This window comes from Terriglobus sp. ADX1 (genome assembly GCF_036877645.1).
GTDB lineage: Bacteria > Acidobacteriota > Terriglobia > Terriglobales > Acidobacteriaceae > Terriglobus.
Map to the genome: position 1 here is coordinate 25002 of NZ_JAEDXV010000005.1, position 25538 is coordinate 50539.

The window sequence follows — 25538 nt, forward strand, 5'->3', positions numbered from 1 at the left end:
GTAGCGCGTCATGGTGACGCCGTGTAGTGCAACAAAAGAGGCAGCCCGTGGGCTGCCTCTTCATTGCATTGATTCGCTGCTTTAGAAGGGATTGAGCTTCTTGAGGCCCTTCTTTTTCTTCTGCGTGCTGGAGGATTCTTCGTCCTTGTCGATCTCCGGCTTCACCTTCTTCGGCTTGCCGTTCTTATCGAGCACAGGTGCCTGACCAGCGGGTGTCTTCTGTCCAGCGACGTCGTTCACCGTTTCGGGAGCGTCTGCAGCTTTTTCCACTGCGGGCAGTTCCGTATTGTTGCGCGGGCCTACACCGGAGATGGTGCCTGCTGGGACGCTGCCTGCGGGCGGCGGCGTGTTGGAGTTGCCAGTGCTGTCCGTAGCCCCCGGCGAGAGGATGGTCACGCCGGTGCTGCGGCCTCCGCTGGAGGTCGGCGTTGCGACGCCAGCCGGGGTATCGGTGAAGCTGCTTCCGGTGGAAGCAGGAGCAGCGTTGTCCGCAGGGATGTCCTGAAGCGAGGCGGGAGCGCTTCCGGCTCCAGCAGCAGTGGTGCCAGCGGCGGGAGTTTCATCCGCAGCGGGAGCTGCGGCGTTGTCCGCAGGAGCATTCGTGCCAACTGCAGGAACCGTCGCCTTGGGATCCAGCGCAGCCTTGTAAGCCGCTTCGCTACGACGCGCCACTTCCGGCGCAAGCGTTGCCTTGGGATCAGACAGTGTGGGGTCGCCGATACGGGCGGTCTGTACCGTGTCCGGTCCGCGGAAGATTAGGCCCTTGGCGCGGTTGGCCAGGCTGTATGTCTGGCGGCTGTCTTCCAGTGCCTGGCTGGCAGCAAGCTGCTCCGGCGTGGGCTCTGGGATGGGCCGGTTCATGGCGTCCAGGCGGTCGCGCGCATCTTCCACATGGGGCGAAGCGGCGTATTGCGTGGCCACGCGAGAGTAAGCGGCAGCAGCCTGATCGTCATAGGTCTTCAGCAGGCGCGCTTTCGCGTCTTCCGGCAACTGGAGCGTGCGGATGAAGCGCGACTGTGCCTCGTAGGCGTCGCCCAGGCTGATGAGCACCTGGTCAATGTGGCTGTAGAGCGGGTAGCTGTCCACCACGGTCTGAAGACGCGCAATGCTGGCGACCCAGTTCTCGTGGCTGGCGTAGAACTCGCCGATGGAGTGTTCGCGCTGCGCGAGAACTTCCTGCACTTCACGCAGATGCTGCTTTGCCTCCGGAACCAGCGAGGAATCCGGGTACTGCGCGAGCATGTTGCGGTACTCTTCCTGCGCGTGGATGCCCTTGGTGTAGTCGCGGTCAGGGCGATCCATCTGCTTGAAGTAGATGTCGCCGATGCGCATCTGCGCTTCTGCGGCTTCCGGCGCGTTCGGGAAGAAAATGATGAAGTCGTGGTATTCGGTTTCGGCCTGTGCCAGCGCGGCGCTGCCGCCTTCGCGATACCAGCTGTCTGCAAACGCCAGCTTGGCGCGCATCTGGTATTCGGAATCCGGATAGGTGGAGAGCAGCGTCTGCAGATCAAGGCGGGCGACTTCGAAGCGGCCCTTGTTGATGGCAACCATCGCCTTGTCATACAGCAGTTTGTCCGGCTGCTGGCTCTTCACATCGCCCAGCGGATTCAGCTTCATCTGCTGCTTGCGGGCCTTCTCGCTCTTGACGGTGTCCTTGGACTGAACGACCTTGTCGTCCTTCTTCTCCTGCGAGGACTTGCGCGTCTTCTTGCCGGAGTTGTTGCTGAGGACAGCGGTGGGCGTCTGATCGTCAGGTGTGGCAGTGGTGGTTCCCGGAGGAAGCGACTGCTGCGCGCATGCGGAAGCTGCAATGCCGCCCATCAAGAGAGCGACCGCGACCCCGCGGCGAATGAAGAAGGAACGCGGCGATGCCGACTTCCCGAAGAGTGAAACCATGCCTGAAAACCCCTGGGTCCGGCGGCCGATCTTGCTGCCGGAATAAAGCTCAATTCATTCTAAAGCCCACTCGCACATTGCGCGGGCGCCGTTGGGACGGTTTCCCTGTTGGACGGTGAAAACCGTGGGATGTTGCTAGACCAGGATTTCACCGGCAGAACGCGCCACACGAAGGAATTCCTCAGCGTTCTTTGCCGTCTGCGCCTGATTTCCGGGGCCTGCAAAGATGGCTGACCCCGCCACCAGCAGGTCAGCGCCGGCACGAACGACCTCTCCCACGGTATCCACGGCGATACCGCCGTCGACTTCAATGCGGAAGTTCAGGTTCATCTCTTCGCGCAGCGACGCAAGATGCCGCACCTTCTCCACGCAGCGCGGGATGAAGCTCTGACCACCGAAGCCGGGGTTCACCGTCATGATCAGCACGTGGTGCACCATGGGTAGCACTTCAATAATTGTCTCCACGGGCGTAGCCGGATTGATGACGACGGCAGGCTGCATGCCATGCTCGCGAATTTGCGAAAGCGTGCGATGCAGATGGCGGCAGACTTCCTGGTGGACGATGACCCAGTCCGCGCCGGCCTTGGCGAAATCCGGGATGTAGCGATCGGGGTCTTCAATCATCAGGTGGACGTCCAGTGGCAGGCTGGTGCAACGGCGCACAGCTTCCACAACGGGCGGTCCGAAGGTGATGTTGGGCACAAAGTGGCCATCCATCACATCCACATGGCAAACGGTGCCACCGGCACGCTCGGCCGTGGCGATCTCTTCGCCCAGGTTGGCGAAGTCAGCCGCAAGAATAGAAAACGCAAGGTCGATCATCTAGAGCCGAGTTTATCAAGCCGGTATGGTGGAAGTAGGAGAAACCATGTTGACCGGCGATTCACTGGCCCTGCCCGCAGGCAATTTCAATGCGTACCTGTTTGATTTGGATGGAACAATTGCGGACTCGATGCCCGCACACTTCATCGCGTGGACGAATACGATTCGCGCACATGGCGGCACGTTTCCAGAAAATCTGTTTTACGAGTGGGCAGGCGTTCCGCCGGTGGGCGTTGTGAAGCTGCTGAACGAACGGTTTGGCTACACGATGGATCCCGAAGCCGTGGTGGCCGATAAAGAAGCGCAATATTTGCTGGGCGTGGAGAACATCAAGCCGATTGCCTCCGTCCTGGCACACATCACCGCGCAATACGGAAAGATTCCGTTGGCCGTGGTGTCAGGCTCGCCGCGCGAAAACATCATCAAGACGCTTACCGCGCTGCAGATTCTGGACCGCTTCGAGGTACTGGTGGGCGCTGAGGATTACAGCAAGGGCAAGCCCGATCCAGAGCCGTTTCTGAAGGCCGCGGAACTTCTGCGGATTGCACCGGAAAATTGCCTGGTGTTTGAAGATGCCGATGCGGGTATTGCCGCTGCGAAGGCTGCGGGCATGCATTGGGTACGTGTGCCGGTGGTGTTACCGGGAGCGGGTTCCCCAGCTTTGTAAGGAGTTGCCACACCGTCTGTTGTACGCAAGAGACGGTGTGGGCTAGTTCACGAAGCGGGTCATGCGTACGTTCATCACGATGCCCAGTGCGAGGAACGTGAAGATGACGCTGGAGCCGCCGTAGCTGAGCAGCGGCAGCGGGATGCCGGTGACCGGCATCATCCCCAGCACCATGCCGATGTTAATGGCGATCTGGAAGATCATCACCGCTGCGACGCCCATGATCAGCAGCGTTCCCGGCGGGTCCTTGGCTGTCTGCGCGTTTTGCACGAGACGGATGAGGATGAGGAAGTAAAGAATCAGCACCAGCGCCGCGCCGACAAATCCATGCTCTTCACAGAGCGCTGCAAAGATGAAGTCGGTGTATGGAATGGGAAGGAAGTCGCCCTGGGTCTGCGTTCCCTTGGTTGCGCCCTTGCCCCAGATGCCGCCGGAACCCACGGCGATCAAGGATTGCCGCACCTGGTAGCCGCTCCCCTTGGGGTCGTTCTCAGGATGCTGGAAGCTGGTAAGACGCGCCTTCTGGTACGGCTTGAGCACCTTGCCGCTGGTCCATATGCCAGCCACCATCACCACGAACGTGATGATGAGGATGGTCGCCTTCTTCCACGAGATGCCACCGAAGAATAGTCCCGCGATGAGGATCGGCGAGTACGTCATGGTGGTGCCGAGATCGGGCTGCTTCAGCACCAGCAACATGGGGATACCGATGAGTGCGAAGGCTTTGCCGATGTCTTTCCAATCAAGCTCGTCCTTGCCAGAAAGCCCCCAGAAATAGCGCGCCGCAGCCACAATGAGCACTAACTTCACCCACTCTGACGGCTGGAAGTGGATGCCTCCGGGAAGCGCAATCCATCGTCGAGCGCCAAGTACTTTCTTACCAACGACAAGCACTGCCAGCAGAGACGCGATGCTGATGCCGTAAGCCCAGTGCGCAATCTCCAGCAGGCGGTGGTAATCGATGAGCGAAACGATGAACATCAATGGCACGGCTATCCCAAGGAACATCATCTGCTTGGTATGGAAGCCGTGAAACTTGGTGTGCAGTGTGGCGGAGTAAATCTCCAGAACGCTGATGAGGCTCATCAGCATCACAAAGCCGAAGAGCGTCCAGTCAAAGTCACGATAGGCGGAAAAACGGGTCATCTGCGGCTGAGTTCAGTATAAGTGGCGACAACGATCAGACCAGAGGCCTAAGCGGCAGGCTTCTGCTCTTTCGGCTTCAGCGCTACAGGCTGCGATGCAGGTTTTGCTACGTCCTTGTCCGCAGGCGCAGCCGGCTTCGCGCTGGCGGAAGGCTGCGCGGACGTGTCGTCCTTTTGCTCGGGGTTCTGATTGGGAGGTGTGGGCAGCGCCGCCTGCACCAGACGCAGGTTTCCTGCCTTCTTACGCTGCTTCTCAACGAACGCGTTGATGACCTGCGCGGCGAGCTTCGCGGAGTTGTTACCCCAATAACCGTGCTCCCACAGAACCGCTACGACGATGTCCGGATTGCGGCGCGGCGTCATGCCGACGAACCATGCGTTGGGCAAAGTGGCCTTGTCTGCAGTTCCCTTTTTGCGTCCGCTGATAACGTCTGCCGTGCCGGTCTTGCCTGAAAAATCAATGCCTTCCAGATGCGCTTCGTAGGCCGTGCCAATCGCGCTTTGGGTCACGTTCGCCATGGCGTCGGTGATGGTTTCCCAGTTCTCCGGCGTGATATCGATGCGCTTCTTGCCAGTGCCGGGATAGGTCTCTTCGAGAGCCTGCTGCATCTGTGGGTCAATCTGGTCTGCAATGACCGAGTGAGGCCGAACGAAAACACCGCCAGAGGCGATGCCGCTGAGTGCTCGCGCCAACTGGATAGGGCTGGCCTGCGTGGCGCCCTGACCGATGCCGACCGAGATGGTCTCGCCCGCGTACCACTTGTCGCGCTGCGCCTTCAGCTTCCATTCCGGCGAAGGCATGATGCCGGAGGCCTCGCCGGGAAGGTCGACGCCCGTCTTCTGCCCGATGCCGACCTCATGCCCGTATTTCGCAATGGTGTCGATGCCGAGTTTGTTCGCCAGTGTGTAGTAATACGTGTCGCAGGAGAACGGCAGAGCGTTGTGGATGTCCACGGAGCCGTGATGACGATCGCAGCCGAAGAAGTGGCCGTAGAACGTCGCGCCGCCGTTGCAGACCACGCGCAGGTCCTGCGCGGCATTCTCCTGCAGCCCCGCAAGCGTCATGATGACTTTGAACGTGGAACCGGGCGCAAGCTGCGCCTGAATGGACTTGTTCATCAGGGGATGGTTCGTGTCTGTGATGATGCCGTTCCAGTACGAACGCGAGAGGCGCACCGCGAACTGGTTCGGGTCAAAGGTCGGGCGCGACACCATGGCGAGGATTTCTCCGGTGTGCGGGTCCATGGCCACCAGGCCACCGTTCTTGCCCTCCATCACCTTTTCCGCGACCATCTGCAGGTCCAGGTCGATGGTCAGCTTGAGGTCCTTACCGGGGACTGCGAGTTCTTCACCGAGCTTGCCGATCTCGCGGCCGTGGCTGTTCACGATCACATCGCGCGAGCCGTCCGTACCGCGCAGGATGGCGTCGTATGCCTCTTCCACGCCGAACTTGCCGACGACGTCGCCGGGTTCGTAGAAGTCGTACTTGGGGTTCTTGAGGTCGTTTTCGCTGATTTCACCTACATAGCCGATCAGGTGGGCAGCGAAACCGTCGCGCGGATACAAGCGGCGCTGCTCTTCCAGCGTCTCAAGTTCCGGTAACTCATTGAAATGCGCAGAGATAAACGCCTGTTCGTCCGGCGTAATGTCCTGCTTCAGAGGGATGGGCTGATACTTCGGCGCGTACTGATAGTGACGCAGGATGTACTGGAGCTGATCCATGGGAAGGTGCAGCCCTTCGGAGATCAGCGGCAGGTCGGCGTCACGCATCTGTTCGCGCAGAAGGAAGCAGGTGACGGAGGAGTAGTTATCCACCAGCAGGCGGCCTTCGCGATCAAACAGACGACCGCGTGGCGCGAGAATGGGAACTTTGCGGACACGGTTGGCTTCCGCGAGCAGGCGATAGTTATCCGCGCCAAGAATCTGCAGCCGCCACAATCCGGCAAATAACACCAGCAAAATTGCGGCGATGACATATTGCGCAGCAGCCAGCTTGCCCGGCGCGATTTTCTCGCCGCGCTGGGAAAAGGTCTGGTTGTTCGCGTCAGTCGGAAGCATGCAGAGACATTCTCATGGACGAGTGTAAAAGCAAAAGGCACGGATAGCATCCGTGCCTTTGTGCGAGATATGAAAACTTTTGTGTGAGCTTAAGCAGCCTTGGTGGCCAGAGCCTTCACGCGAGCGTTGAGGCGGCTCTTGTAGCGCGATGCGGTGTTGTCGTGCAGCACGCCCTTCTGGACGCTCTTGTCCAGGATGGAGACGGTAGCGCGGTACTGTGTCTTTACAGCTTCCACATCACCCTTCACGAGGGCCTCGCGCAGCTGGCGCAGCGAACCACGCAGCTTGGTCTTGTTGGAGCGATTGACGGCGGTCTTTGCAATGGTCTGCTTGGAGCGCTTCAGGGACGATACGTGATTTGCCATCGAACTCTTTTCTCTTCCGTTTGCCGCTTGTCAGGGGCTGAAATCTGGTCGCGCCGTCACCATTTCAGGCCGGCTGCAAGATGGGAGCCTCCACAGCACGGGTCTGCCGGGGTTTCTCCAACCCTTCTACGGTACCGGATTTTAGCCATTGACGCAAGAGGTTCCTGCTCTTATTTCCAGAAATAGACCGTCAGGCCACCTGCCACAATCAATGACCCGCCCACCATCACCGGCAGGGTGGGCGCGGTGTGCAACAGAATGTAATTCGTGATCTGGAAGACTACGAACAGGCAGGCGATGTACAGACCGGTGACGGTGGCAAATTCTACCGGGGCAAGGTTGAGCGATGTGCCATAAAGCGCCAGCAGGGCGGTTCCCAACAGATAGAAGGCGATTCGCGTGTGTGGCCTTGGGGCGGCAATCGCGATCCGGATGACTGCATCGCCGACTGCTTCGAAAATCGTGGCCATCAGAACGAACAGGAAGACTTTCATGACTTTAATGTTCGCATCTGGCTTCCAACAGGCGCAGGGGAGGATTTCAGTTAGCGGAAACTTTGGTAGCGAACGAAGTTTCTGATGAAGTTTTCCCAATAATCCGGCTGTTTGTAACCGTACATTCACCGCACTGTAAACATTGGGCAACGCGTAAACGGAATCCTCAGAAGCATGAGGCCAGATACGCTTTTCCGTCTTCCCGCACGCATTGCACTCGTTGCGTGCCTTTCCGCTGCAGCCGCTGGAGCACAGACCACCACGGCAAGGCTTACCGGCATCATCACCGATCCCAGCGGCGCCGCCGTCTCCAACGCACAAGTAAGCATCCGCAACCTTGCCACCGGGCAGGAGCGCGTGGTGACCACCAACGGTGACGGCCTGTATGTGGCGGTATCCCTGCCGCCTGGCAGCTATGACGTCCTGATCTCAGCTCAAGGTTTTGCCAATGCCGAAAACAAGAACGTGGTGCTGGCTGTAGGACAGGAAGTAACGAAGAACTTCTCAGTGGGCGTTGCTGGTGCGGAAACCTCGGTGACCGTGAATGCGGGCAGCGTGGTGGATCTGGATACGTCCTCGGCAAAGATCGGCGCCAACGTTCCGGAGCGCGAAATTAAGCAGCTCCCCATCAACGGCCGCCAGATCTCGCAGCTCTATCTGTTGACGCCCGGCGCAACGAATGCCGGCACCGGCACCTTTGACAACATTCACTTCTCCGGCCGCTCGGTGGAACAGAACATTATCCGTATCGACGGTATTGATGGCGGCTCCATCATCGACACGTCTCCGGGTAACCTGAACGGCGAATTGACCTCGACCTTCCGTCTGCAACAGTCACTGGAAGCGGTTCAGGAATTCCGCGTGGATTCGTCGAGCTATCCTGCTGAACTTGGAACCGGCACCGGCGGCCAGATCGCTTTCGTGACGAAGTCCGGTACCAATAACCTGCACGGTTCGGCATTCGAGTACGTCCGTAACGACCTCTTCGACGCTCGTAACTACTTCAACCGCGTTAACACAGCGAACAACTCGCCGAAGTTCCGGTTGAATCAGTTCGGCGGATCGCTGGGTGGTCCTGTCATCAAGGACAAGCTGTTCTTCTTCGCCGCGTATGAAGGTCTGCGTCAGATCTGGGCTGCTCCGTACTCCGCAACCACGCTGACCGCAGCACAGCGCGCGGCGATTACGAACCCGGCGATTAAAGCATTGGCTGCTGCATACCCAATCGCCACGACCTACAACTCGTCTGGCGTTCTGAACACGGCCGTGGTGGTGGGACAGAACACCATTCAGGAAAACTTCGGCGACATCCGCTTTGACTATCACTTCAACGACAGGTTCAACCTGTATGCGCGCTACAACCGCGATCAGGGCTACTCGTCGCAGGTGCAGGATGCTTCGCTGAGCCGCTTTGGCCAGGTGGAAGTACCGCAGAACGCCGTTCTCGCGTTGAACCAGATCTGGTCTGCGCGCATGTTCAACGAGACCAAGTTCGGCTTCAACGGCGTAAAGATGCGAGTGACGGGTACATCCGGCGCAAGCCCGAATGCTGACCTGAGCAAAGCCCGTGTTGCGGTATCTGGTCTGACGAACGTGGGCGCGCTGATCTCGTTGTCCAGCTCGTTCAACGGCGTGGGCGCACCGTACACAGGGCAGGAGTATTCGTTCATCGATAACTTCTCTTACGTGATCGGCAACCACAACACGAAGTATGGTGTGGAGTTCCGTCCGCGGTCGCTATACAACGACCAGATTGGCGGCACCACGTATACCTACAACTCCGTGACCGACTTCACGAACAACAATCCTTCGCAGATCCAGTTCTACGGCACGCTGAGCGATCTGAGCCCGTTCACTGGCCTGAGCGGCAATGCGCAGGTGAAGCAGACCTACTACATTGGCTACGCGCAGGATGAGTGGAAGGTGAAGCCGAACCTTACGCTGACCTACGGCTTGCGTTACGAGTACTACTCGCCGCTGCATGAAGTCCGCAACAAGGACGTGTTCTTCGACATGACCACGGGCAACATCTATCCGAAGTATTCGGGTGATTGGTTCCACTCGAACATGAACAACTTTGGACCGCGCGTTGCTGTGACCTGGGCTCCGGAAAGCATGCACAACAACACGGTGTTCCGCGCTGGTGTGGGTACGTACTACGGCCCCGGACAGACGGAAGATCAGATCCAGCCGGAAGCCAACGATCGTGCAACGCGTACGTTCACCTCGGGCAAGGTTTACCCCATCGACCCGCAGACAGACGTTTACGCGAACTACGACATTAACTCGCCCACGCTGGGTTATCAGCCGCGCGCCTACACGCCGACCTACAAGGTGCCGGAGCGTGTGACGACTTACACGGCCAGCATTCAGCAGCAGATTCCGGGCGGCTTCCAGTTCATGGTGGGCTACGTGGGATCGTCGGGACGCAACCTGTTCCTGCGCTCCATCACGAACCTGATCACGAGCGTGACAACCAATCCGACGACTGGCGCAGGTACAGCAGTACGCCAGTTCGGTGGCCGCTTCGCAGAAATCGACTACAAGACCAGCGGCGGTACGGACCAGTACCACTCGATGCAGACCACACTGCAGCGCCGCTTCAGCAACGGTCTGAGCTTCGGCGCGCAGTACACCTGGGCACACGAGCTGGGCACGTCGTCGGGCTCCAACGAAGCCACCACGTCGCAGGAACCGTTGCAGATCTACGGCGCTGCTCCTGAGTACGGCCGCGGCACCTTTGATATCCGCAACTCGCTCAACGTCAGCACGCTGTATGAACTGCCTGTGGGCAAGGGCAAGGCCTTTGACATGGGTAACCTTGGCAACGCAGTGGTAGGCGGCTGGCAGTTCGGCGGTATCTTCAACTTCCGCAGCGGCGTGCCGATCGATGTTCTGATCACGCGTCCTGACGTGGCCTATGTGGGCAAGGCAGGAACCCCGATTGCGGGGCAGGTGTTCTCCAGCCCCGTGGTGACGAACGGTGTGGTGCAGACGACGGGCGTGCAGAACGTTCCCGGCGGCGGTAACACGCGTAACATCCGTCGTCCGAACATTGTGCCGGGTGTCAATCCGTACCTCAAGAATGGACTGCAGTATCTAAATCCTGCCGCCTTCTCCACCCCGGCAGCAGGCACCTTCGGTAACTCGCGCCGCAACGACTACAACGGTCCGCAACTGACGCAGCTTGACCTGACGCTGGCGAAGGAATTTGCCGCAACCGAACGCTTCCACCTGAAGTTCACGGCGGATGCATTCAACATTCTGAACCACCCGAACTTTGCCAGCCCCGGCACGGTACGACTGGGTCAGGCAATTCCGACCACCGTGGGCCAGGCAAACACCATCCAGCCGGGCACGGCGATGTCGCTCTCAAACCTGAACAACGGCGGATTCGGTCAGTTGACCAGCACTGTCGGCAACCAGGTTGGTCTGGGCGCTTCCCGCCAGTTCCAGCTTGCACTGCGCGCTACGTTTTAACCCCTGCCCAGCTTCATGGGCGCCTCGGGCCGAAACCTTCGGGTTTCGGCCTTCTTTTCCTCGTTTCTTTGCTTGACGATGCTGTTACACGGCGCTATTCTCAGCGCAACTTCGACTGATTTGGTGATGCTCGCCAATTCGATCTGTTCCACCCGACGCTGCATCTCTGTGGCGCGTGGAACTCAGTCGGTCGGGGTCTCTCCCGCATCTAATTCCTGGCACGTAAATTCAACGCACCCCAGCCTATGGAGGCATAGCGCACATTGGCCAATATCCTGCTCGAAATCACGCCCCATACGGAAGCTCTACTCGGGCTTCGTGACGAAAACCTGCGGTGGATGGAGAGTGAGCTGGGCGTATCGATCGATCTTCGATCGAACGGCCTGCTTGTGGAAGGAACGGACGAGCACGTGGCGCTGGTGGAACGCATCTTCAAAGACTTTGAAGCTCTGCGCCGCAGCGGCGTAACGCTGGCCGGACCTGAGCTTCATGCACTGGTAAAGATGGCTGTAGCCGATCCTTCCTCTTCACTCAAACAGCTTGTGGATAGCGGACGCCAACGCACCGCCAATGGCGTAAAGCGCATGGTGAATCCGCGATCAGCCAACCAGAAAAAGTATGTCGAGGCCATTGAACAGAACGACATGACCTTTGGCATTGGCCCTGCCGGTACGGGCAAAACGTATCTCGCCGTGGCAATGGCTGCAAGCGCCTTGATGGCAAAGAAAGTCGAACGCATCATTCTGGTGCGTCCTGCAGTCGAAGCAGGCGAACGGTTAGGTTTCTTACCCGGTTCGCTACAGGAAAAAGTCGATCCGTATCTACGTCCGCTGTACGACGCACTCTATGACCTGCTGGAAAAAGAGCGCGTGGACAAGATGCTGGAGAAGGGCATCATCGAAGTGGCTCCGCTGGCCTTCATGCGCGGTCGAACGCTATCCAACGCGTTCATCATCATGGACGAAGCGCAGAACACGACCAACGAGCAGATGAAGATGTTCGTTACGCGTCTGGGTATGAACAGCAAGGCCGTCATCACAGGCGACCTGACGCAGATTGACTTGCCGAATCCGAAACGCAGCGGCCTGGTGGAAGCACTTACCGTGCTGGATGGCGTGGAAGGCGTGGGCTTCTGTCAGTTTGAAGACAAGGATGTGGTGCGCCACAACCTGGTGCAGCGCATTGTTCGTGCATACGAGACACATCAGCGCGAGCAGCAGCTTTCGCTGGGTCTGGAAGGCGGCATGGACGTTCCGACAACAGAAACGAAGCCGACCGTGCGCAAGACACAATAAGTTTGCATCAGAACAGGTAGCATAAACAGGAGAGGGATTTCCCTCTCCTGTCTCTTTTCTCTTAGTACGCGAGGCGCATTGATCGTTACAGAACCTCCGAGTCGAACTGGCAAACAGCCTTCGCTGCAGAAGGCCCCCCTTTCACGTTTTCTGAAACGTGCACAAAAGGCCGCGGGGCTGGACGGCGAAGTAACCGTGCTGCTGGCGGACGATGCGCGATTGAAAGAGTTGAATCGCAGCTTTCGTGGCAAAAACAAACCTACAGACGTTCTAAGCTTCCCTGCCTTTGAAAATGAAGGAGGCTACTCAGGTGATCTTGCTATCTCGCTGGAGACAGCGCAGCGACAGGCCGACGAGCATGGGCATTCGCTGGAAGATGAACTGCGGACGCTGATGTTGCATGGCGTTCTGCATCTTGCCGGATACGATCATGAAACCGACAAGGGCGAGATGCGCGCGCTGGAAGCAGAGCTGCGCGAGAAGTTGAAGCTGCCTACGGGATTGATTGAACGCACGCTGTCTTCTCCTAAGAAACGCACCGTCGCGAAAGCGAAGAAGACAGCAGCAAAGAAGAGTCCAGCGAAGAGGACGCGGCGATGAGCCCACTCTTCTTCGCGCTTTCCATCCTGCTGTTGCTGATGGTGCTTACGCTGTCGTCGTACGCAGATCGCGTGTACAGCGAGATGGGCAAGTTCCTTGCGCGTGCCTATCAGGAAAATCTGGATGCATGGACGGAGCGCATTGAACCGCGGCTTGGACTCTCGCGCGATTCCGTTGCGCTTTCTGCTTCCATTCTTCGACAGGGCTCACTCGCTCTGCTTGCGCTGATTCTGGGTGTACACCGTGCACGTGTTGGCGGAGGGTGGCCTGCATATGCAGAGACAGTGGCAGAGCTTGCACTGATCATCATCGTGTTTGATCGCATGTTGCCGCAGGTGCTGTTTGCACGCACGCGTGGTGATTGGGTTTCCAATGCACGCATTCCGTTGCAGGTGCTGTTTTATTTGATCCTGCCATTGACGCTGACGTTGGGACTGCTGGAGTCCATTGTTTCGCTGGCAGAACCGGACGACCAGGAAGAAGAGGACCACCCTGACGAAGGCGTGGATGCTCTTCTGGAGGCCGGTGAAGAAGAAGGCATTCTGGAAGAGAGCGACCGTGCACTGGTGCGCAGTGTGGTGGAGTTTGGTGACCTGGTAGTGCGCGAAGTGATGACGCCGCGACCGGAGATGTTCACCGTGCCGGACACGATGACACTGGCAGAGTTCACAGCGGTGTTGAACGAGAATGCGTTCTCTCGTGTACCTGTCTATCACGACACCGTGGATGAGATCACTGGCATCGCCTTTGCGCATGACCTGCTGCAGATCACCGATGTGGACGCGAACACTCGCACGGTGCGCGAGATGCAGCGACCTGCCGCGTTTGTGCCGGAGCCGAAAAAAGTCAACGAACTATTGCGCGAGATGCAGAGTGAAAAACAGCACATGCGCATTGTGATTGATGAATACGGTGCAGTTGCTGGTTTGGTCACCATCGAAGACCTGATTGAAGCCATCGTGGGCAACATTGAAGACGAACACGATGAAGATGCCGAAGTGCTCGACGAAGAAGACGGCTCATGGGTAGTTCCCGGCAACATGGATGTTGCCAAGCTTCGCGATCTGCTCCAGAAGGACGCCGAAGAGGACGAGCGCGAACCGCTGCGGCTGCGCACCGATCTGGAAGCCAGCACCGTGGGCGGCCTTGTTTCAGAGCTTGCGGGACACATTCCGCATCCTGGTGAAGTGGTGGAAGAGGATGGTTTGCGACTGGAAGTGGTCAACGCTACGTCGCGGCTTGTAAAGCGTGTGCGCGTGAGCCTGCTACCGCCGGATGACCCCACCGAAAACTAGTGCGCGTAAACTAAGCAGAATGGCATTTCGCGCAGGTTTCGTCTCCATCATCGGCCGCCCCAACGCAGGCAAGTCCACGCTGCTCAACGCTCTCCTTGGCGAGAAGCTGGCCATCGTCACGCATAAAGCTCAGACCACGCGCACACGCATCCTGGGAGTCCTGGAACAACCGGCACAGTCGAAGACAAAGACACGCGAAGCCCTGCCTGCAGCACAGATTGTTCTGGTCGACACGCCCGGCGTTCATAAGCCCAGCACGCAGCTTGACCGCCGCATGATGCAGGAAGTGCACGACGCACTGGAAAGCCGCGACGTGGTTTTGTTCCTCGTCGACGCGACGCATCGCATTCACGAGCCCGCGCCGCGTGTGGAAGGCAAATCGCCCACACCGTCAGAAGACAAGAAGGCCCTGAGCGCGGCAGAAGATGCATTTGCGCTGAGCATGTTGCGCAACGTGGAATGCCCGGTGATTCTTGTGTTCAACAAGATCGACCTGGTGAAGCGCGAGGACCTGCTGCCGCTGATTACGCACTGGACCACGAAGTTTGCCTTCACCGATACCGTGCTGATCTCTGCCGAGAAAAAAGACGGCCTGGATACGCTGCTGAATCGCATTGTGGAGCACCTGCCCGAAGCGAATCGCTACTTCCCTGAGGACCAACTCACCGATCAGCCGATGCGCTTTCTTGCAGCGGAACTGATTCGCGAAAAGATCCTTCTCTTCACCGGTGAGGAAGTGCCTTACGCATCCGCTGTTGTGGTGGAGAAGTGGGAAGAGCCCGGTCCGCAGCGCAAGCCGAAGAAAGGTGAAGAGCCGAAGCTGCCGGTAACAAAGATTGCCGCAGCCATCTTCGTGGAACGCAGTGGGCAGAAGGCCATCCTCATTGGCAAGCAGGGGGCGATGCTGAAACAGATTGGCACCGCCGCACGCAAAGAGATTGAGAACCTGCTTGGCACACGCGTTTTCCTGGAACTGTTTGTGAAAGTGAAGGAAGACTGGCGCTCGAAGAAAGGCTTCGTGGAAGAGCTGGATTGGCGGCGTCAGCTGGAATCGTTGCAGGCTTCGCAGACGCTTAAGAAAGAGAATGAGGCCTAAGTTTCCGCCCATCTCCGAGGAGATGCGTCGCCGTGCCGTGATGCTGGAGCATGAAGTGCTGACATGGCCGAATACGCGATGCGGCAAGATGTTCGGCATGGTGAGCCTGTATCGCAACGACGCAATCTTTGCTCTGCTGCCAGCCACACGTGCGATTGAGAACCCCAATGCAATCGGGCTGCGGCGACAGAAACCAATTGCTGGCAGCACGCACAAGTGGGAGTTCTTTCCTGTTACCAGCGACAAAGAACTTGGCGTAGCGCTGGAACGATTGCGAAAAGCCTACGATGCTGCTGGCTGAGCATCGCCCTGTGCTGTCCTGTTATGCTTGCTTCGCGCCTATGACTGTCTCCTGCTGCTAAGTGATTTCGCACGCACCGCTTCTTCGCGGTGCATGCGCTGACCTTTGCCTGTAGCCCATCCTGATGGAGACAATCACTTGAATACACCTGACATTCTTACGGCGCGACTGCGCCTTGTGGCCATTACACCGGAACTGCTGGATGCAGAGACCGCGAGCTATGCAGAACTCGCTGCGCGTCTTAAAGCACGCGTTCCTCCAGAGTGGCCTGACAGTAACTGGGAGCCACACGTATTCGATTTCTTCCGCAAACAATTCACGGAACACCCGGAAACTATCGGGTGGAATCGCTACGTGGTGCTTCCCTTGCCGGAACCGGTTTTGATTGGAACGGTAGGAGGGTTTCCGACCAGCGCAAACGAAGCTGAAACGGGATACGCCATTCTGAAACCGTGGCAACGCAATGGCTATGCCACGGAAGCAACGCAGGCAGTACTGCAATTGTTGTTCGCACAGGGCGTGCACAGCGTTATTGCACATACTTTTCCTGCCATGCAGGAATCAATCCGTGTGATGGAGAAGTGTGGCATGCGTTTCGATGGCGAAGGTGCAGAAGAGGGCACCATCCGCTATCGCATTACGCTTCCTTCATCGTGACGCCGAGCGCCTTCATCTTGCGATAGAGATGGCTGCGCTCCAGGCCGAGTGCTTCCGCAGCGCGGCTTATGTTGCCGTGACACTCTTCCAGCTTTTTCAGGATGTAGTCACGCTCATAAGCCTCGCGCGCCTGCAGCAGCGTGCCGAAGTCTTCGCTACGGGACTTCGCACTTCCTTCGCGCGACAGGAGCGCGGGAAGGTGCTTGCGTTCAATGCGGAGCGCCTTGGGATTCAGAATAAGTACACGCTCCACCACATTGCGCAGCTCACGCACATTCCCTGGCCATGAATACTGCTTCAACGAAGCAATGGCATCAGGCGAAATCTCCACACGCGGACGCCCATACTGCCGGCCAAATTCACTCAGGAACTCCTGCACCAGCGATGGGATGTCTTCCATGCGGTCACGCAGCGGAGGGACATAGAACGGAATCACGTTGAGACGATAGAAGAGATCTTCGCGGAAGTTTCCTTTGATGATTTCGTCTTCCAGATCCTTGTTTGTAGCGGCGATCACGCGCACGTCGACGTGTACCGGCTGCGACGCACCCACGGGATAGAAGCGTTGTTCATCCAGCGTGCGCAGCACTTTGGCCTGTGTCTTCAGGCTCATGTCGCCGACTTCATCCAGAAACAACGTGCCGCCATCGGCACGCTCAAAGGTGCCGCGCTTTTCTGGAGGCCCGCCGGGAACTGCTCCGTGACGATAGCCGAAGAGTTCACTTTCAATGAAGTCTTCTGGAATGGCTGCGCAGTTCAATTCAATAAAAGGCCGGTCGGGACGCAGGCTTTCCGCATGCATGGTGCGCGCGATGCGTTCTTTGCCACTGCCAGATTCGCCATAGATGAGTACGCGCCCGTTGGTGGGAGCCATTAGGCGGATCTGCTGTCGCAGCGCCTTCATGGGAACGCTTTCGCCGGTGAGATATGCCTTCTGCGCAAGCTGCTGCTGGAACTCAGAATTATCCAGCCGAAGACGACGCGCTTCCGTCGCGTTCTTCAGCACAAGCAGCGTGCGGTCGAGTGACAGTGGCTTTTCGAGGAAGTCGTATGCGCCTAGCTTCGTGGCACGCACTGCGGATTCGATCGTTCCATGACCAGAGATGATGACGACTTCAGGAGGCGCCGCAAGTGCGAGTTCGCGAATACGTGCCAGCACTTCCAGCCCGTCTCCATCAGGGAGCCAGATATCCAGCAGCACCACGTCGTACTCCACATCGCGTATCAGTTCCAACGATTCCGTGGCAGTGCCGCTGGAGGTGACGACGTAGCCTTCCTCGCGCAGGATGGTCTCCAGCGATTCGCGGATCTCTGTTTCGTCATCAACAACAAGAATGTGGGTCATGCGGATGCGTTCCTAATGTCTGCCTTTGAGAATTCCGATGCAGAGGGTTCGTCACTCGTTGCAATGTCATGCCCCCCACTGCTCTCTAACGGTGCCGCAATGGGAATTTCCAATAAAAAGCGCGCGCCTGTGGGCAAGTTCTTTTCCGCACGGATGGTGCCCTGATGGTCCGCCATGATCTTCGCCACGATGGTCAGGCCCAAACCTGTGCCGCGTTGCTTGGTGGAGAAATACGGCAGGAAGAGCCGCTCGCGCATATCGTCTGTGACACCTGGGCCCGTGTCAGCCACCACAATTTCCAACATGCCCTGCGATTGTTCGCTGCGGCGCGTTTCGATATGAATCTCGCGCAACAGGCCACCGGTCATGGCTTCGGCAGCGTTATCGATGAGATTGGAGAGAGCACGCTTGATGGCTTCGGGATCAGCCATGACCAACGGCAGCCGAGGCTGCAATGATTTCACCACGGTAATACCGGTGAGTCGCCCTGCAAAGAGGCTGAGCGTGTTTTCAATGATGGTGTTCAGATCTGCCGGACGCGGTTGCGCATTGGGAAATTCAGCCAGCGACGAGAACTGATCAACGAGTCCGCGCATGCTTTCCACCGCTGCGCTGATGACTTCACTGGAACGACGGATGGTGCCAACCGACAATGATTCCAGTTGATGCTGTTGCAGAAGATCGCCGAGACGCACAATGTGGCGACGAATCTGTTCCGCATTCAATGAGATGGGCGTGAGTGGATTCTTAATCTCGTGTGCAACACGACGCGCCACTTCTTTCCATGCGGATTGTTTCTGCGCACGCAAAAGTTCTGTAGCGTTTTCCAGCACCAGCACATAGCCCACGGGCGTGCGTGTACCGCTGCTGGTGGTTTCAAGAATGGCCGCAGTCACGGCCAGATTCAGTGTTCCATTGTGTGTGGGCATCTCCGTTTCTGCTGACGCAGAACCCATGCGATGACTGCGTCGTAACAGTCGGTCAATCACTTCCAGACTTTCTGCAGGAATCACCTCATCCAGCAGTAATCCCACAAATGCACGTTGGCCACCGGGGTCCAGCATTTCGCTGAAGGCGCGATTCACCACACGGATGCGACGGTCCACATCCAGCATGACCACACCATTCGGAATGTTCTGCAGCATGGTTTCCAGTTCGCGACGTCGTGCTTCCACTTCCACATTGGCTTCGAAGATTTGCAGCGTGGTCTTCTCCACCATGCGACGGCTGGACTCCAGATCGTCAGCCATGGTGTTAAAAGTCTGCACCAGATCGCCGAGTTCTTCGGTCGCAGACGCTTCCACTCGTTGCTGATAGTTACCCTGAGCGATGGCAGTCATGGCATCGGCAAGTGCTTCCACTGGTTTCGTCACTTGCTTGGAGAGATGCAGTGCAAGCCAGCTTGTGATGAACAGCGCAAGCCCCGTGATCATCATCAGCAACATCATGTACGTAGCGCGTACCTGCTGACGCATGCGGAACAACTGCCAGTACTGCTGGCCCGCACGATTCAACGTGGCGATATGCGCCGTCATGCCGCTGGGCAGCGGCGCACCTGACACCACCAGCAGACCAGACGATGTATGTGCCGAGCCGAGAATGTAATCGACACCACCCGCCGTAAGAATCGGTTCGTCGTTGCGCCGGATACCGGCCAGCAGCATGGCATTCACCGTGCCGCCATCACGTTTCTGCAAAGGCGAACTCAGCCCCTCATCTTCCACAGGAAGCGTATCGGGTGGCTGTAACACGCTCAGGATCGCAGGATCGGGCGGCGTATGGAAACGCGACACCACAACATCACCGCTGTACACCTGAGCAAATCCGCCAAGAAGCGAAACTTCATGGCTCTGCATTGCCCGCTGCAGCGTTGCCGGTGTCACGTCTGGTCCTGCTTCGGAGATGATGCTGGCAATCTCTTCCGCCTCAGACCGCGCGTTGGCCGCAATGTAGCGCGAAAGATCACGCGAAACTGCAAGCGACTCCTGTCGCAGATGGTCCGAAGGCTGGGCAAACCAACGCTCGATCGCGCGGTTCATCAGCAGATAACTGAAGCCATACATACAGCCCACCGGCAGCAGACTGAGCAGTACCGCGCCCAGCAACATGCGTGTCCGCAGGCGAGCACCCAGTACACGGCTGCGCTGCTCTGCATACAACTTCAGTACGTTGCGCATGAGCAGAACCAGGATGGCGAGGAAGATCAGAAAGGCAAGAAACGCGACGGCAATGAAAAGGAAGATGCCACCCGGCGTATCCGGCGTGAGGAAGCTCAGGCGGAATGCATTCAACGCAGCCAGACCGAGAAACAACAGGAGAAGGAATACACCCAGCACAATCATCAAAATCTTGCGCTGGCGTGTTGTGCCCATGATCATGCCTCCTGTGACGGTGTTCGCGATTATAGGCGTTACAGAAACAGAAACGAAAAGAGCCTGCATCCTTTCGCTGTCACGCGGCGTGATACAGGCCCTTCCATTGTCATAACGGACTACAGAAGATCGGCTACTGCTTTCCAGGACTTGTTCTGCGATTCTGCAACGGCCTGGTAGGTGAGCGTTCCCTTGTAAGTATTCACGCCCTCCGCAAAGCCCTTGTCAGCCTTGATAGCTGCTTCAGCACCCTCATTTGCCAGCTTCAACACGTAGGGGAACGTCGCGTTGGTCAGCGCCAACGTTGAGGTGTTCGGCACCGCAGCGGGCATATTTGTGACGCAGTAATGCACCACACCGTCCACTTCGTATACAGGCTCAGTGTGTGTGGTGGGCTTTGCTGTTTCAATGCTGCCGCCCTGATCGATGGCCACGTCCACAATAACCGCGCCCTTCTTCATCTTCTTGACCATCGCAGCCGTCACCAGCTTTGGTGCTGCGGCGCCGGGGATGAGCACGCCACCCACCAGCAGATCAGCCTCTGAAGAAGCTTTTGCAATGTTGTAGCTGTTGGAAGCCAGAGTGAAGACGCGACCGTTAAAGATGTCGTCCAGATCGCGCAGGCGGTTCAGGCTGAGATCCACAATCGTAACCTTTGCGCCAAGGCCGAGCGCCATCTTGGCTGCGTTGATACCAACGATGCCGCCACCGATGATGACCACGTTGCCCGGAGGCACGCCCGGAACTCCACCAAGCAGAAGGCCGCGACCGCCCTTCGTCTTCTGTAGATACTCCGCGCCCACCTGCACGCTGAGGCGTCCCGCAACTTCGCTCATGGGAGTCAGCAGCGGCAATGAACCAGCGCGGTCACGCACCGTCTCATACGCAATGCCTGTAACCTGCTTCTCCATCAGGGCTTCCGTCAATGCGGGCAGCGGTGCAAGATGCAGATACGTGAACAACACGAGGCCGGGACGGAAGTACTGATACTCCTTCTCGATAGGCTCTTTGACCTTGACGACCATGTCCACCAGCCGCCACGTGTCGTAGGCACTGCCCACGATCTCTGCGCCGGCATTCTGATACTCGTCATCGGGGAATGCGGATAGTTCGCCTGCGCCGGTCTGCACCAGCACTTTATGTCCAGCCTCTACCAGTGCGCGTACTCCGGCGGGGGTGATGCCTACGCGGCTTTCGTGATCTTTAACTTCCTTGGGTACACCGACAATCATGGTCTTCTCCTGCTCCATGGATCAGACTATCGAAGGTAGCCTTACGTTGCGAATCCATTGACCCATTTCGCCGTGGCTTCGCCTGTTCGATAACACCAAAGACGAATTGTGTGTACCGTTTTTTCCTCCGTCCGGCGGCTACAATGGGGAGAACGCCTTTTGCTGGGGAAGCACACACCAACCATGCCTCAAAACGGATACCAGGGCCGCACCTCCCGTCAGCGCTCCATGCGCTCGCTTTTTTCGCTGTTTTCGAACGATCTTGCAATCGACCTGGGAACCGCAAACACTCTGGTCTATGCCAGCGGTAAAGGCATCGTCGTCAACGAACCTTCCATCATCGCCGTCAACAAAGTAACGAATGAAGTGGAAGCCGTGGGCAAGGAAGCCAAGGAGATGGTCGGCCGTACGCCGGGCAACATCATCGCCATTCGTCCGATGAAGGACGGTGTAATCGCCGATTTCCGCCACACGGAAAAGATGCTGAACTACTTCATTCAGAAGGCACATAACCGCAAAATGCTGGTGCATCCGCGCATCATCATCGGCGTACCCTCTGAAATCACGCAGGTGGAAAAGCGCGCCGTAGAAGACAGTGCGTATCGTGCGAAGGCCTCTGAGGTCTATCTGGTGGAACAGGCCATGGTGGCCGCGATTGGGGCCGGACTGCCCATTACGGAGCCGGGTGGCAACATGGTTGTCGACATTGGTGGCGGCACCACGGATATCGCGGTCATTTCGCTGGCAGGTATCGTCTATTCGCGTTCGGTCCGCATGGCCGGTAATCAGATGGACGAAGCCGTGATGAATTTCCTGAAGCGCAAGTACAACCTGCTGATTGGCGAGCGCACTGCGGAAATGATCAAGATGGAAATCGGCTCGGCGTTCCCGCTGGACAAGCCGCTGACCATGGAAATCAAGGGCCGCAACCTGATTGAAGGCGTGCCGAAGACCATTACGGTAGACGATTCCGAGATTCGCGAAGCTCTTGCTGAATCCATTGCCACCATCATGAACGCCATCCGCGTGGCATTGGAACGGACCCCTCCGGAGCTGTCTGCCGATATCTCTGACCGTGGGATTGTGCTGACGGGCGGTGGCGCGCTGATCAAGAACCTGGATCGCCGCATCCGTGAAGAAACAGGGCTGCCAGTCTCCATTGCGGACGATCCTCTGGCATCCGTCGTGTTGGGCACTGGCCGCATGTTGAATGACTTTGGCCTGCTGCGCAAGGTGGCCATCGACTAAAGAACCGGGGCTTTTAGCTTTTAGCTCTTAGCTAACGGCTAAAAGCTAAAGGCCAAAGCTGACTTCATGGAATCCTTCTTCAGCCGCTTCAAAAGTGCTCTGGTGCTTGTGGCTGTGCTTCTGGCGCAGGTAATCGGCCTTGCGTCGCAGATGAAGAGGGCGAATTACGCGGCGCGGGAGGATGGTCATCATGTACGCGGTCTGCGGGCCTGGCCTGCGTACACCATTGCGCCTGTGGAATCGCTGCTAAAGCACATGGGTGGCGGCGTGCGTGGCGTGTGGCATAGCTACATTGACCTGCGCCACGTCCGTCAGCACGACAAGGATCTCCAGTACCAAATCGACCAGTTGCGCCTGCGCGAAGCGTCGTTGGCAGAAGATGCGCGGCAGGGCCAGCGACTCCAACGCCTCCTGGCGTTTAAGCAACAGTACGTAGGTAAGACCGTAGCTGCTCAGGTAATTGGCACAGGTGGCGGTGATCAGGGCCGCATCGTCACGATTGATAAGGGTTCCAACGACGGCATTCGCCCCGATATGGCGGTAATTACGCCGGACGGCGCTGTGGGCAAGATACGCGATGTGTTTGCCATGTCGTCACAGGTGCTGTTGCTGAATGACATGAGCTCAGGTGCTGGCGTGATTCTGCTGAATACACGCAGCCGCGGCATTCTGCGTGGTGGGCCGGGCGGCGTACTCATCATCAACAATCTGCTGCCCGACGAACGCATCAAGGCAGGTGAACCGCTCATCACCAGCGGTGGCGACCGCGTATATCCTCGCGGCCTTCCCGTGGGCAACGTGATCTACATGAAGCCCGACCCGGATCATCAACCCTATGCCACCATTGCGATCAAGCCTGCGGCGAATCTCGACCGGCTGGAAGAAGTGCTGGTGGTAACTGAGGTTTCGCAGCAGTTGAACACCGCAGCGGACGATGATCAGGAAGAGGGCAAGAAGGCAGCCGAAGTCGTTGCGGATCGCCTGCCGGGCTTGAAGAAGGCCGATGAGAAAGCGGGTGACGAGAACGCTGCGACCAGTCCGGCTCCTACTCTGCCAAGGCCGCAGCCCGCAATCCACACGGATCGTTATTCACCGGGAGCGGCTCCACCTGCCACCAGCCTCACGCCGGGAGCTCCGAATACGCAGTTTGTAACGCCTACACAGCACACCACCCCCAACGCGCCGGAGGAACCGTAAGATGCCCCGTCGCCACTTTACGAATCGCCGTGAGTTGGAAGAGCACAGCTTTCATCCAGCCGTATTGCTGGCAGTACCGCTGTGTGCGCTGTTCCTGCACGCTTATCTGCCGCGTATTTGGGAGCCGCTGTCGATCCTGGATCTGCCGATGATCATCGTGCTGTACTTCTCCATTGCGTGGAGAAACCCGATAGCCGGCACTCTCTTTGGCACCGTTATTGGGTTGCTGCAGGATCTTCCGGGAAACCAGTTCATCGGCGTGAATGGCATTGCCAAGTCTGTTCTGGGATATGCTGCAGCGTCTATCGGACTGAAAATTGACGTGGAGAACATGGCGACGCGCGTCCTCATGAACTTCGTCTTCTGCCTGCTGCAATCAGTGCTGCTGTACCTGATTCAAAGCATCCTGCTGGGACAGGCGGAAGCGCATCCACGATGGGTGCACGAACTGCTGCGTGCCGCGATTAATTCTGCTGTCGCAATCCCGATCTTCCTGCTGCTGGATCGCACGCGCATGGATAGCGTGCTGTAGAGCAATTACGGAGCTCGGTTATCGCTGCCGCTGCTCAACACGTTGAGAACACTCAGCGTTGCGGCAGGACGCAGCGGTGCCAGTGCTCCCTGCTCCTTGTTATGCAGAGAACGTTCCGCAGGCTTTAGTTCCGGCAGTTTGAAGATGGAAAGTTGCGATCCCTGGAAAACTGCCAACTGCATACCGTCGGGCGATAGTGCAAAGTTTCCTGCAGGACGCTGTACCGGCGTCGCGTTGACACGGAGTAACTCATTGCCCTCACGATTGCCATAAACACGAATCTCTTCTGCGCGTACCTCGGTTGCGTCGGCGGCAATGCCAGCCCCCTGTGCACTTACCGATGTCAGAGTATTGCGTACGGCGAATCGGCCCGTAGCAGGTGAATTCTCCACCGCCAGCCACAACGGTTCATCGTCGGTCGTGAACACCCATTTTGCCTCAGCCAGCAGGTTGAATCCGCCCATCAGCTTGTGTTCTTCGCCACCGCGGCAGCCAAAGGCAAAAAACTCGGCGTCCGAGATGAACATGCTGATGGGGCGGCAGGTGGAGGTGAAGCCTCCCAGTTCCATCTTGGCGCCGTTATAACCGTGAAAATCGAAACCCCAGTGTGTGCGATCTTCACGCACCGTCTCCAGAACACCCATGGAAGTGAACGACAGCGTGAATGCGTTTTTGGTCTCCGCACGGCCACGGTTCGACAGGCGAACAGACCCATCGGGCTCCAGGGCCACACCATAGAAGAAGACCGAAACGGGGCGTTCCTTCTGATCCGTAGGATCGTCTCCGATTTTGCGCGCGGGTGTTGTCTCCAGAAGCATCAGATCGTGCTGCGGACTGAATTGCAATGCTTCCAGATCATCTTCGTTTTCAATCAGGAGCCGCTGCCCTAAATGCAACGGATCGTAGCTGCCAATTGGATCCAGCGAATAGAGATTGTTTCGAACCCGCAACAGAAAGCGTCCGTTGCCGAGGGGCCACAGGTATGGCGCGCGGTCATGCATGCGCCACTCCGCCTCGCGTTGCACTTTTCCGTCAGGCAGGCTGATCACCAACGCACGCACAAAGTGGTCGTCGTCGGTTTCGCGCTGATCCGGCAGACGCTTGATCAGTTTCTTTGCCGTGTAGGTCAGGAGAAGATGGTCAGCATCAATGAAATGAACCGTGGCACTTGTATAACCAGCCCGCAATCCCATGTCAGACGTCATGGGACGATAGCCAAGGGGCTCCAAAGGTAATTGAATCGCGGGAACGGCTGGCTTGGTCGCAGGATCGTCATTCACTGCCGCCGCAAAGACATGACCGGGCAATAACAGCGCGAGCAAGAACAAGCGGTGACGGAGCGAGGCAGGCATTGCGGCAATGGTCCGGGTTGCGAATCCTATGGTAACGCGAGCCTTCAACAACCTGCTCACGATGCGTTGCGCCATCCTGTGCGACAGTG

21 protein-coding genes are annotated in these 25538 nt (G+C 57.8%); 11 read left to right on the plus strand and 10 right to left on the minus strand.

Annotation, left to right across the window (positions count from 1 at the left end; all coding sequences use genetic code 11):
• Positions 1–81 precede the first annotated feature (81 nt).
• Together bamD and rpe are read right to left on the minus strand one after the other, a co-directional pair.
• A complete protein-coding gene (gene bamD, locus JAO32_RS04855) occupies positions 82–1896 on the minus strand; it encodes an outer membrane protein assembly factor BamD (RefSeq protein ID WP_334238061.1) in 1815 nt (604 codons plus the stop codon).
• A gap of 135 nt (positions 1897–2031) precedes the next feature.
• Complete coding sequence (rpe, locus tag JAO32_RS04860; protein WP_334238062.1) at positions 2032–2718, minus strand: ribulose-phosphate 3-epimerase; 687 nt, start codon at positions 2716–2718, stop codon at positions 2032–2034.
• 46 nt (positions 2719–2764) lie between these two features.
• On the opposite strand from rpe, the gene JAO32_RS04865 reads away from it, so the two are divergent.
• A complete protein-coding gene (locus tag JAO32_RS04865; protein WP_334238064.1) occupies positions 2765–3385 on the plus strand; it encodes an HAD family hydrolase in 621 nt (206 codons plus the stop codon).
• A gap of 42 nt (positions 3386–3427) precedes the next feature.
• Here JAO32_RS04865 and rodA read toward each other — a convergent pair whose 3' ends face one another.
• The 4 genes from rodA to JAO32_RS04885 all read right to left on the minus strand — a co-directional run bounded on the left by rodA (position 3428) and on the right by JAO32_RS04885 (position 7447).
• Positions 3428–4531 (minus strand): rod shape-determining protein RodA, encoded by a 1104-nt coding sequence (gene rodA, locus JAO32_RS04870; RefSeq protein ID WP_334238068.1) that lies wholly within the window; start codon positions 4529–4531, stop codon positions 3428–3430.
• Between the two features lie 47 nt (positions 4532–4578).
• Positions 4579–6588 carry a penicillin-binding protein 2 gene (mrdA, locus tag JAO32_RS04875; RefSeq protein WP_334238070.1) on the minus strand — a complete coding sequence of 670 codons (2010 nt, stop codon included), beginning with the start codon at positions 6586–6588 and terminating at the stop codon, positions 4579–4581.
• An 89-nt stretch (positions 6589–6677) separates the two neighbouring features.
• Entirely contained in the window at positions 6678–6953 is a 276-nt protein-coding gene (rpsT, locus tag JAO32_RS04880) for a 30S ribosomal protein S20 (RefSeq protein ID WP_047496143.1), read from the minus strand.
• Between the two features lie 170 nt (positions 6954–7123).
• Entirely contained in the window at positions 7124–7447 is a 324-nt protein-coding gene (locus JAO32_RS04885; protein WP_334238074.1) for a hypothetical protein, read from the minus strand.
• A 174-nt stretch (positions 7448–7621) separates the two neighbouring features.
• Between JAO32_RS04885 and JAO32_RS04890 the strand changes: the two genes are divergently transcribed.
• From JAO32_RS04890 to JAO32_RS04920, 7 genes are all read left to right on the plus strand, one after another.
• Entirely contained in the window at positions 7622–10927 is a 3306-nt protein-coding gene (locus tag JAO32_RS04890; protein WP_334238076.1) for a TonB-dependent receptor, read from the plus strand.
• A gap of 263 nt (positions 10928–11190) precedes the next feature.
• A complete protein-coding gene (locus JAO32_RS04895; RefSeq protein ID WP_334238078.1) occupies positions 11191–12222 on the plus strand; it encodes a PhoH family protein in 1032 nt (343 codons plus the stop codon).
• 78 nt (positions 12223–12300) lie between these two features.
• The gene (gene ybeY, locus JAO32_RS04900; RefSeq protein WP_334238079.1) at positions 12301–12822 is read left to right on the plus strand and encodes an rRNA maturation RNase YbeY; all 522 of its coding nucleotides are present in this window, start codon (positions 12301–12303) and stop codon (positions 12820–12822) included.
• The gene (locus JAO32_RS04905) at positions 12819–14117 is read left to right on the plus strand and encodes a hemolysin family protein (protein ID WP_334238082.1); all 1299 of its coding nucleotides are present in this window, start codon (positions 12819–12821) and stop codon (positions 14115–14117) included. Before ybeY ends, JAO32_RS04905 begins: the two co-directional genes overlap by 4 nt.
• A 19-nt stretch (positions 14118–14136) precedes the next feature.
• On the plus strand, positions 14137–15213 hold the full coding sequence (era, locus tag JAO32_RS04910; protein ID WP_334238084.1) for a GTPase Era: 1077 nt from the start codon (positions 14137–14139) through the stop codon (positions 15211–15213).
• On the plus strand, positions 15203–15514 hold the full coding sequence (locus JAO32_RS04915) for a hypothetical protein (protein ID WP_334238086.1): 312 nt from the start codon (positions 15203–15205) through the stop codon (positions 15512–15514). The genes era and JAO32_RS04915 overlap by 11 nt, the downstream gene beginning before the upstream one ends.
• 138 nt (positions 15515–15652) lie before the next feature.
• Positions 15653–16171 carry a GNAT family N-acetyltransferase gene (locus tag JAO32_RS04920; RefSeq protein WP_334238088.1) on the plus strand — a complete coding sequence of 173 codons (519 nt, stop codon included), beginning with the start codon at positions 15653–15655 and terminating at the stop codon, positions 16169–16171.
• Here the strand turns inward: JAO32_RS04920 and JAO32_RS04925 are convergent.
• From JAO32_RS04925 to ald, 3 genes are all read right to left on the minus strand, one after another.
• Entirely contained in the window at positions 16152–17516 is a 1365-nt protein-coding gene (locus tag JAO32_RS04925; protein WP_334238090.1) for a sigma-54-dependent transcriptional regulator, read from the minus strand. The genes JAO32_RS04920 and JAO32_RS04925 overlap by 20 nt on opposite strands.
• Entirely contained in the window at positions 17513–19888 is a 2376-nt protein-coding gene (locus JAO32_RS04930; protein WP_334238091.1) for a sensor histidine kinase, read from the minus strand. The genes JAO32_RS04925 and JAO32_RS04930 overlap by 4 nt, the downstream gene beginning before the upstream one ends.
• Positions 19889–20007: 119 nt before the next feature.
• Entirely contained in the window at positions 20008–21120 is a 1113-nt protein-coding gene (gene ald / locus JAO32_RS04935; RefSeq protein WP_334238093.1) for an alanine dehydrogenase, read from the minus strand.
• 183 nt (positions 21121–21303) lie between these two features.
• Between ald and JAO32_RS04940 the strand changes: the two genes are divergently transcribed.
• From JAO32_RS04940 to mreD, 3 genes are all read left to right on the plus strand, one after another.
• On the plus strand, positions 21304–22368 hold the full coding sequence (locus tag JAO32_RS04940; protein ID WP_443082572.1) for a rod shape-determining protein: 1065 nt from the start codon (positions 21304–21306) through the stop codon (positions 22366–22368).
• A gap of 66 nt (positions 22369–22434) precedes the next feature.
• Positions 22435–23565 carry a rod shape-determining protein MreC gene (mreC, locus tag JAO32_RS04945; RefSeq protein ID WP_334238097.1) on the plus strand — a complete coding sequence of 377 codons (1131 nt, stop codon included), beginning with the start codon at positions 22435–22437 and terminating at the stop codon, positions 23563–23565.
• 1 nt (position 23566) lies between these two features.
• Entirely contained in the window at positions 23567–24097 is a 531-nt protein-coding gene (gene mreD / locus JAO32_RS04950; protein WP_334238099.1) for a rod shape-determining protein MreD, read from the plus strand.
• 5 nt (positions 24098–24102) lie between these two features.
• On the opposite strand, the gene JAO32_RS04955 is transcribed toward mreD, so the two are convergent.
• Positions 24103–25509, minus strand: a complete 1407-nt coding sequence (locus tag JAO32_RS04955; RefSeq protein ID WP_334238101.1) for a hypothetical protein — start codon at positions 25507–25509, stop codon at positions 24103–24105.
• Positions 25510–25538: the final 29 nt, after the last annotated feature.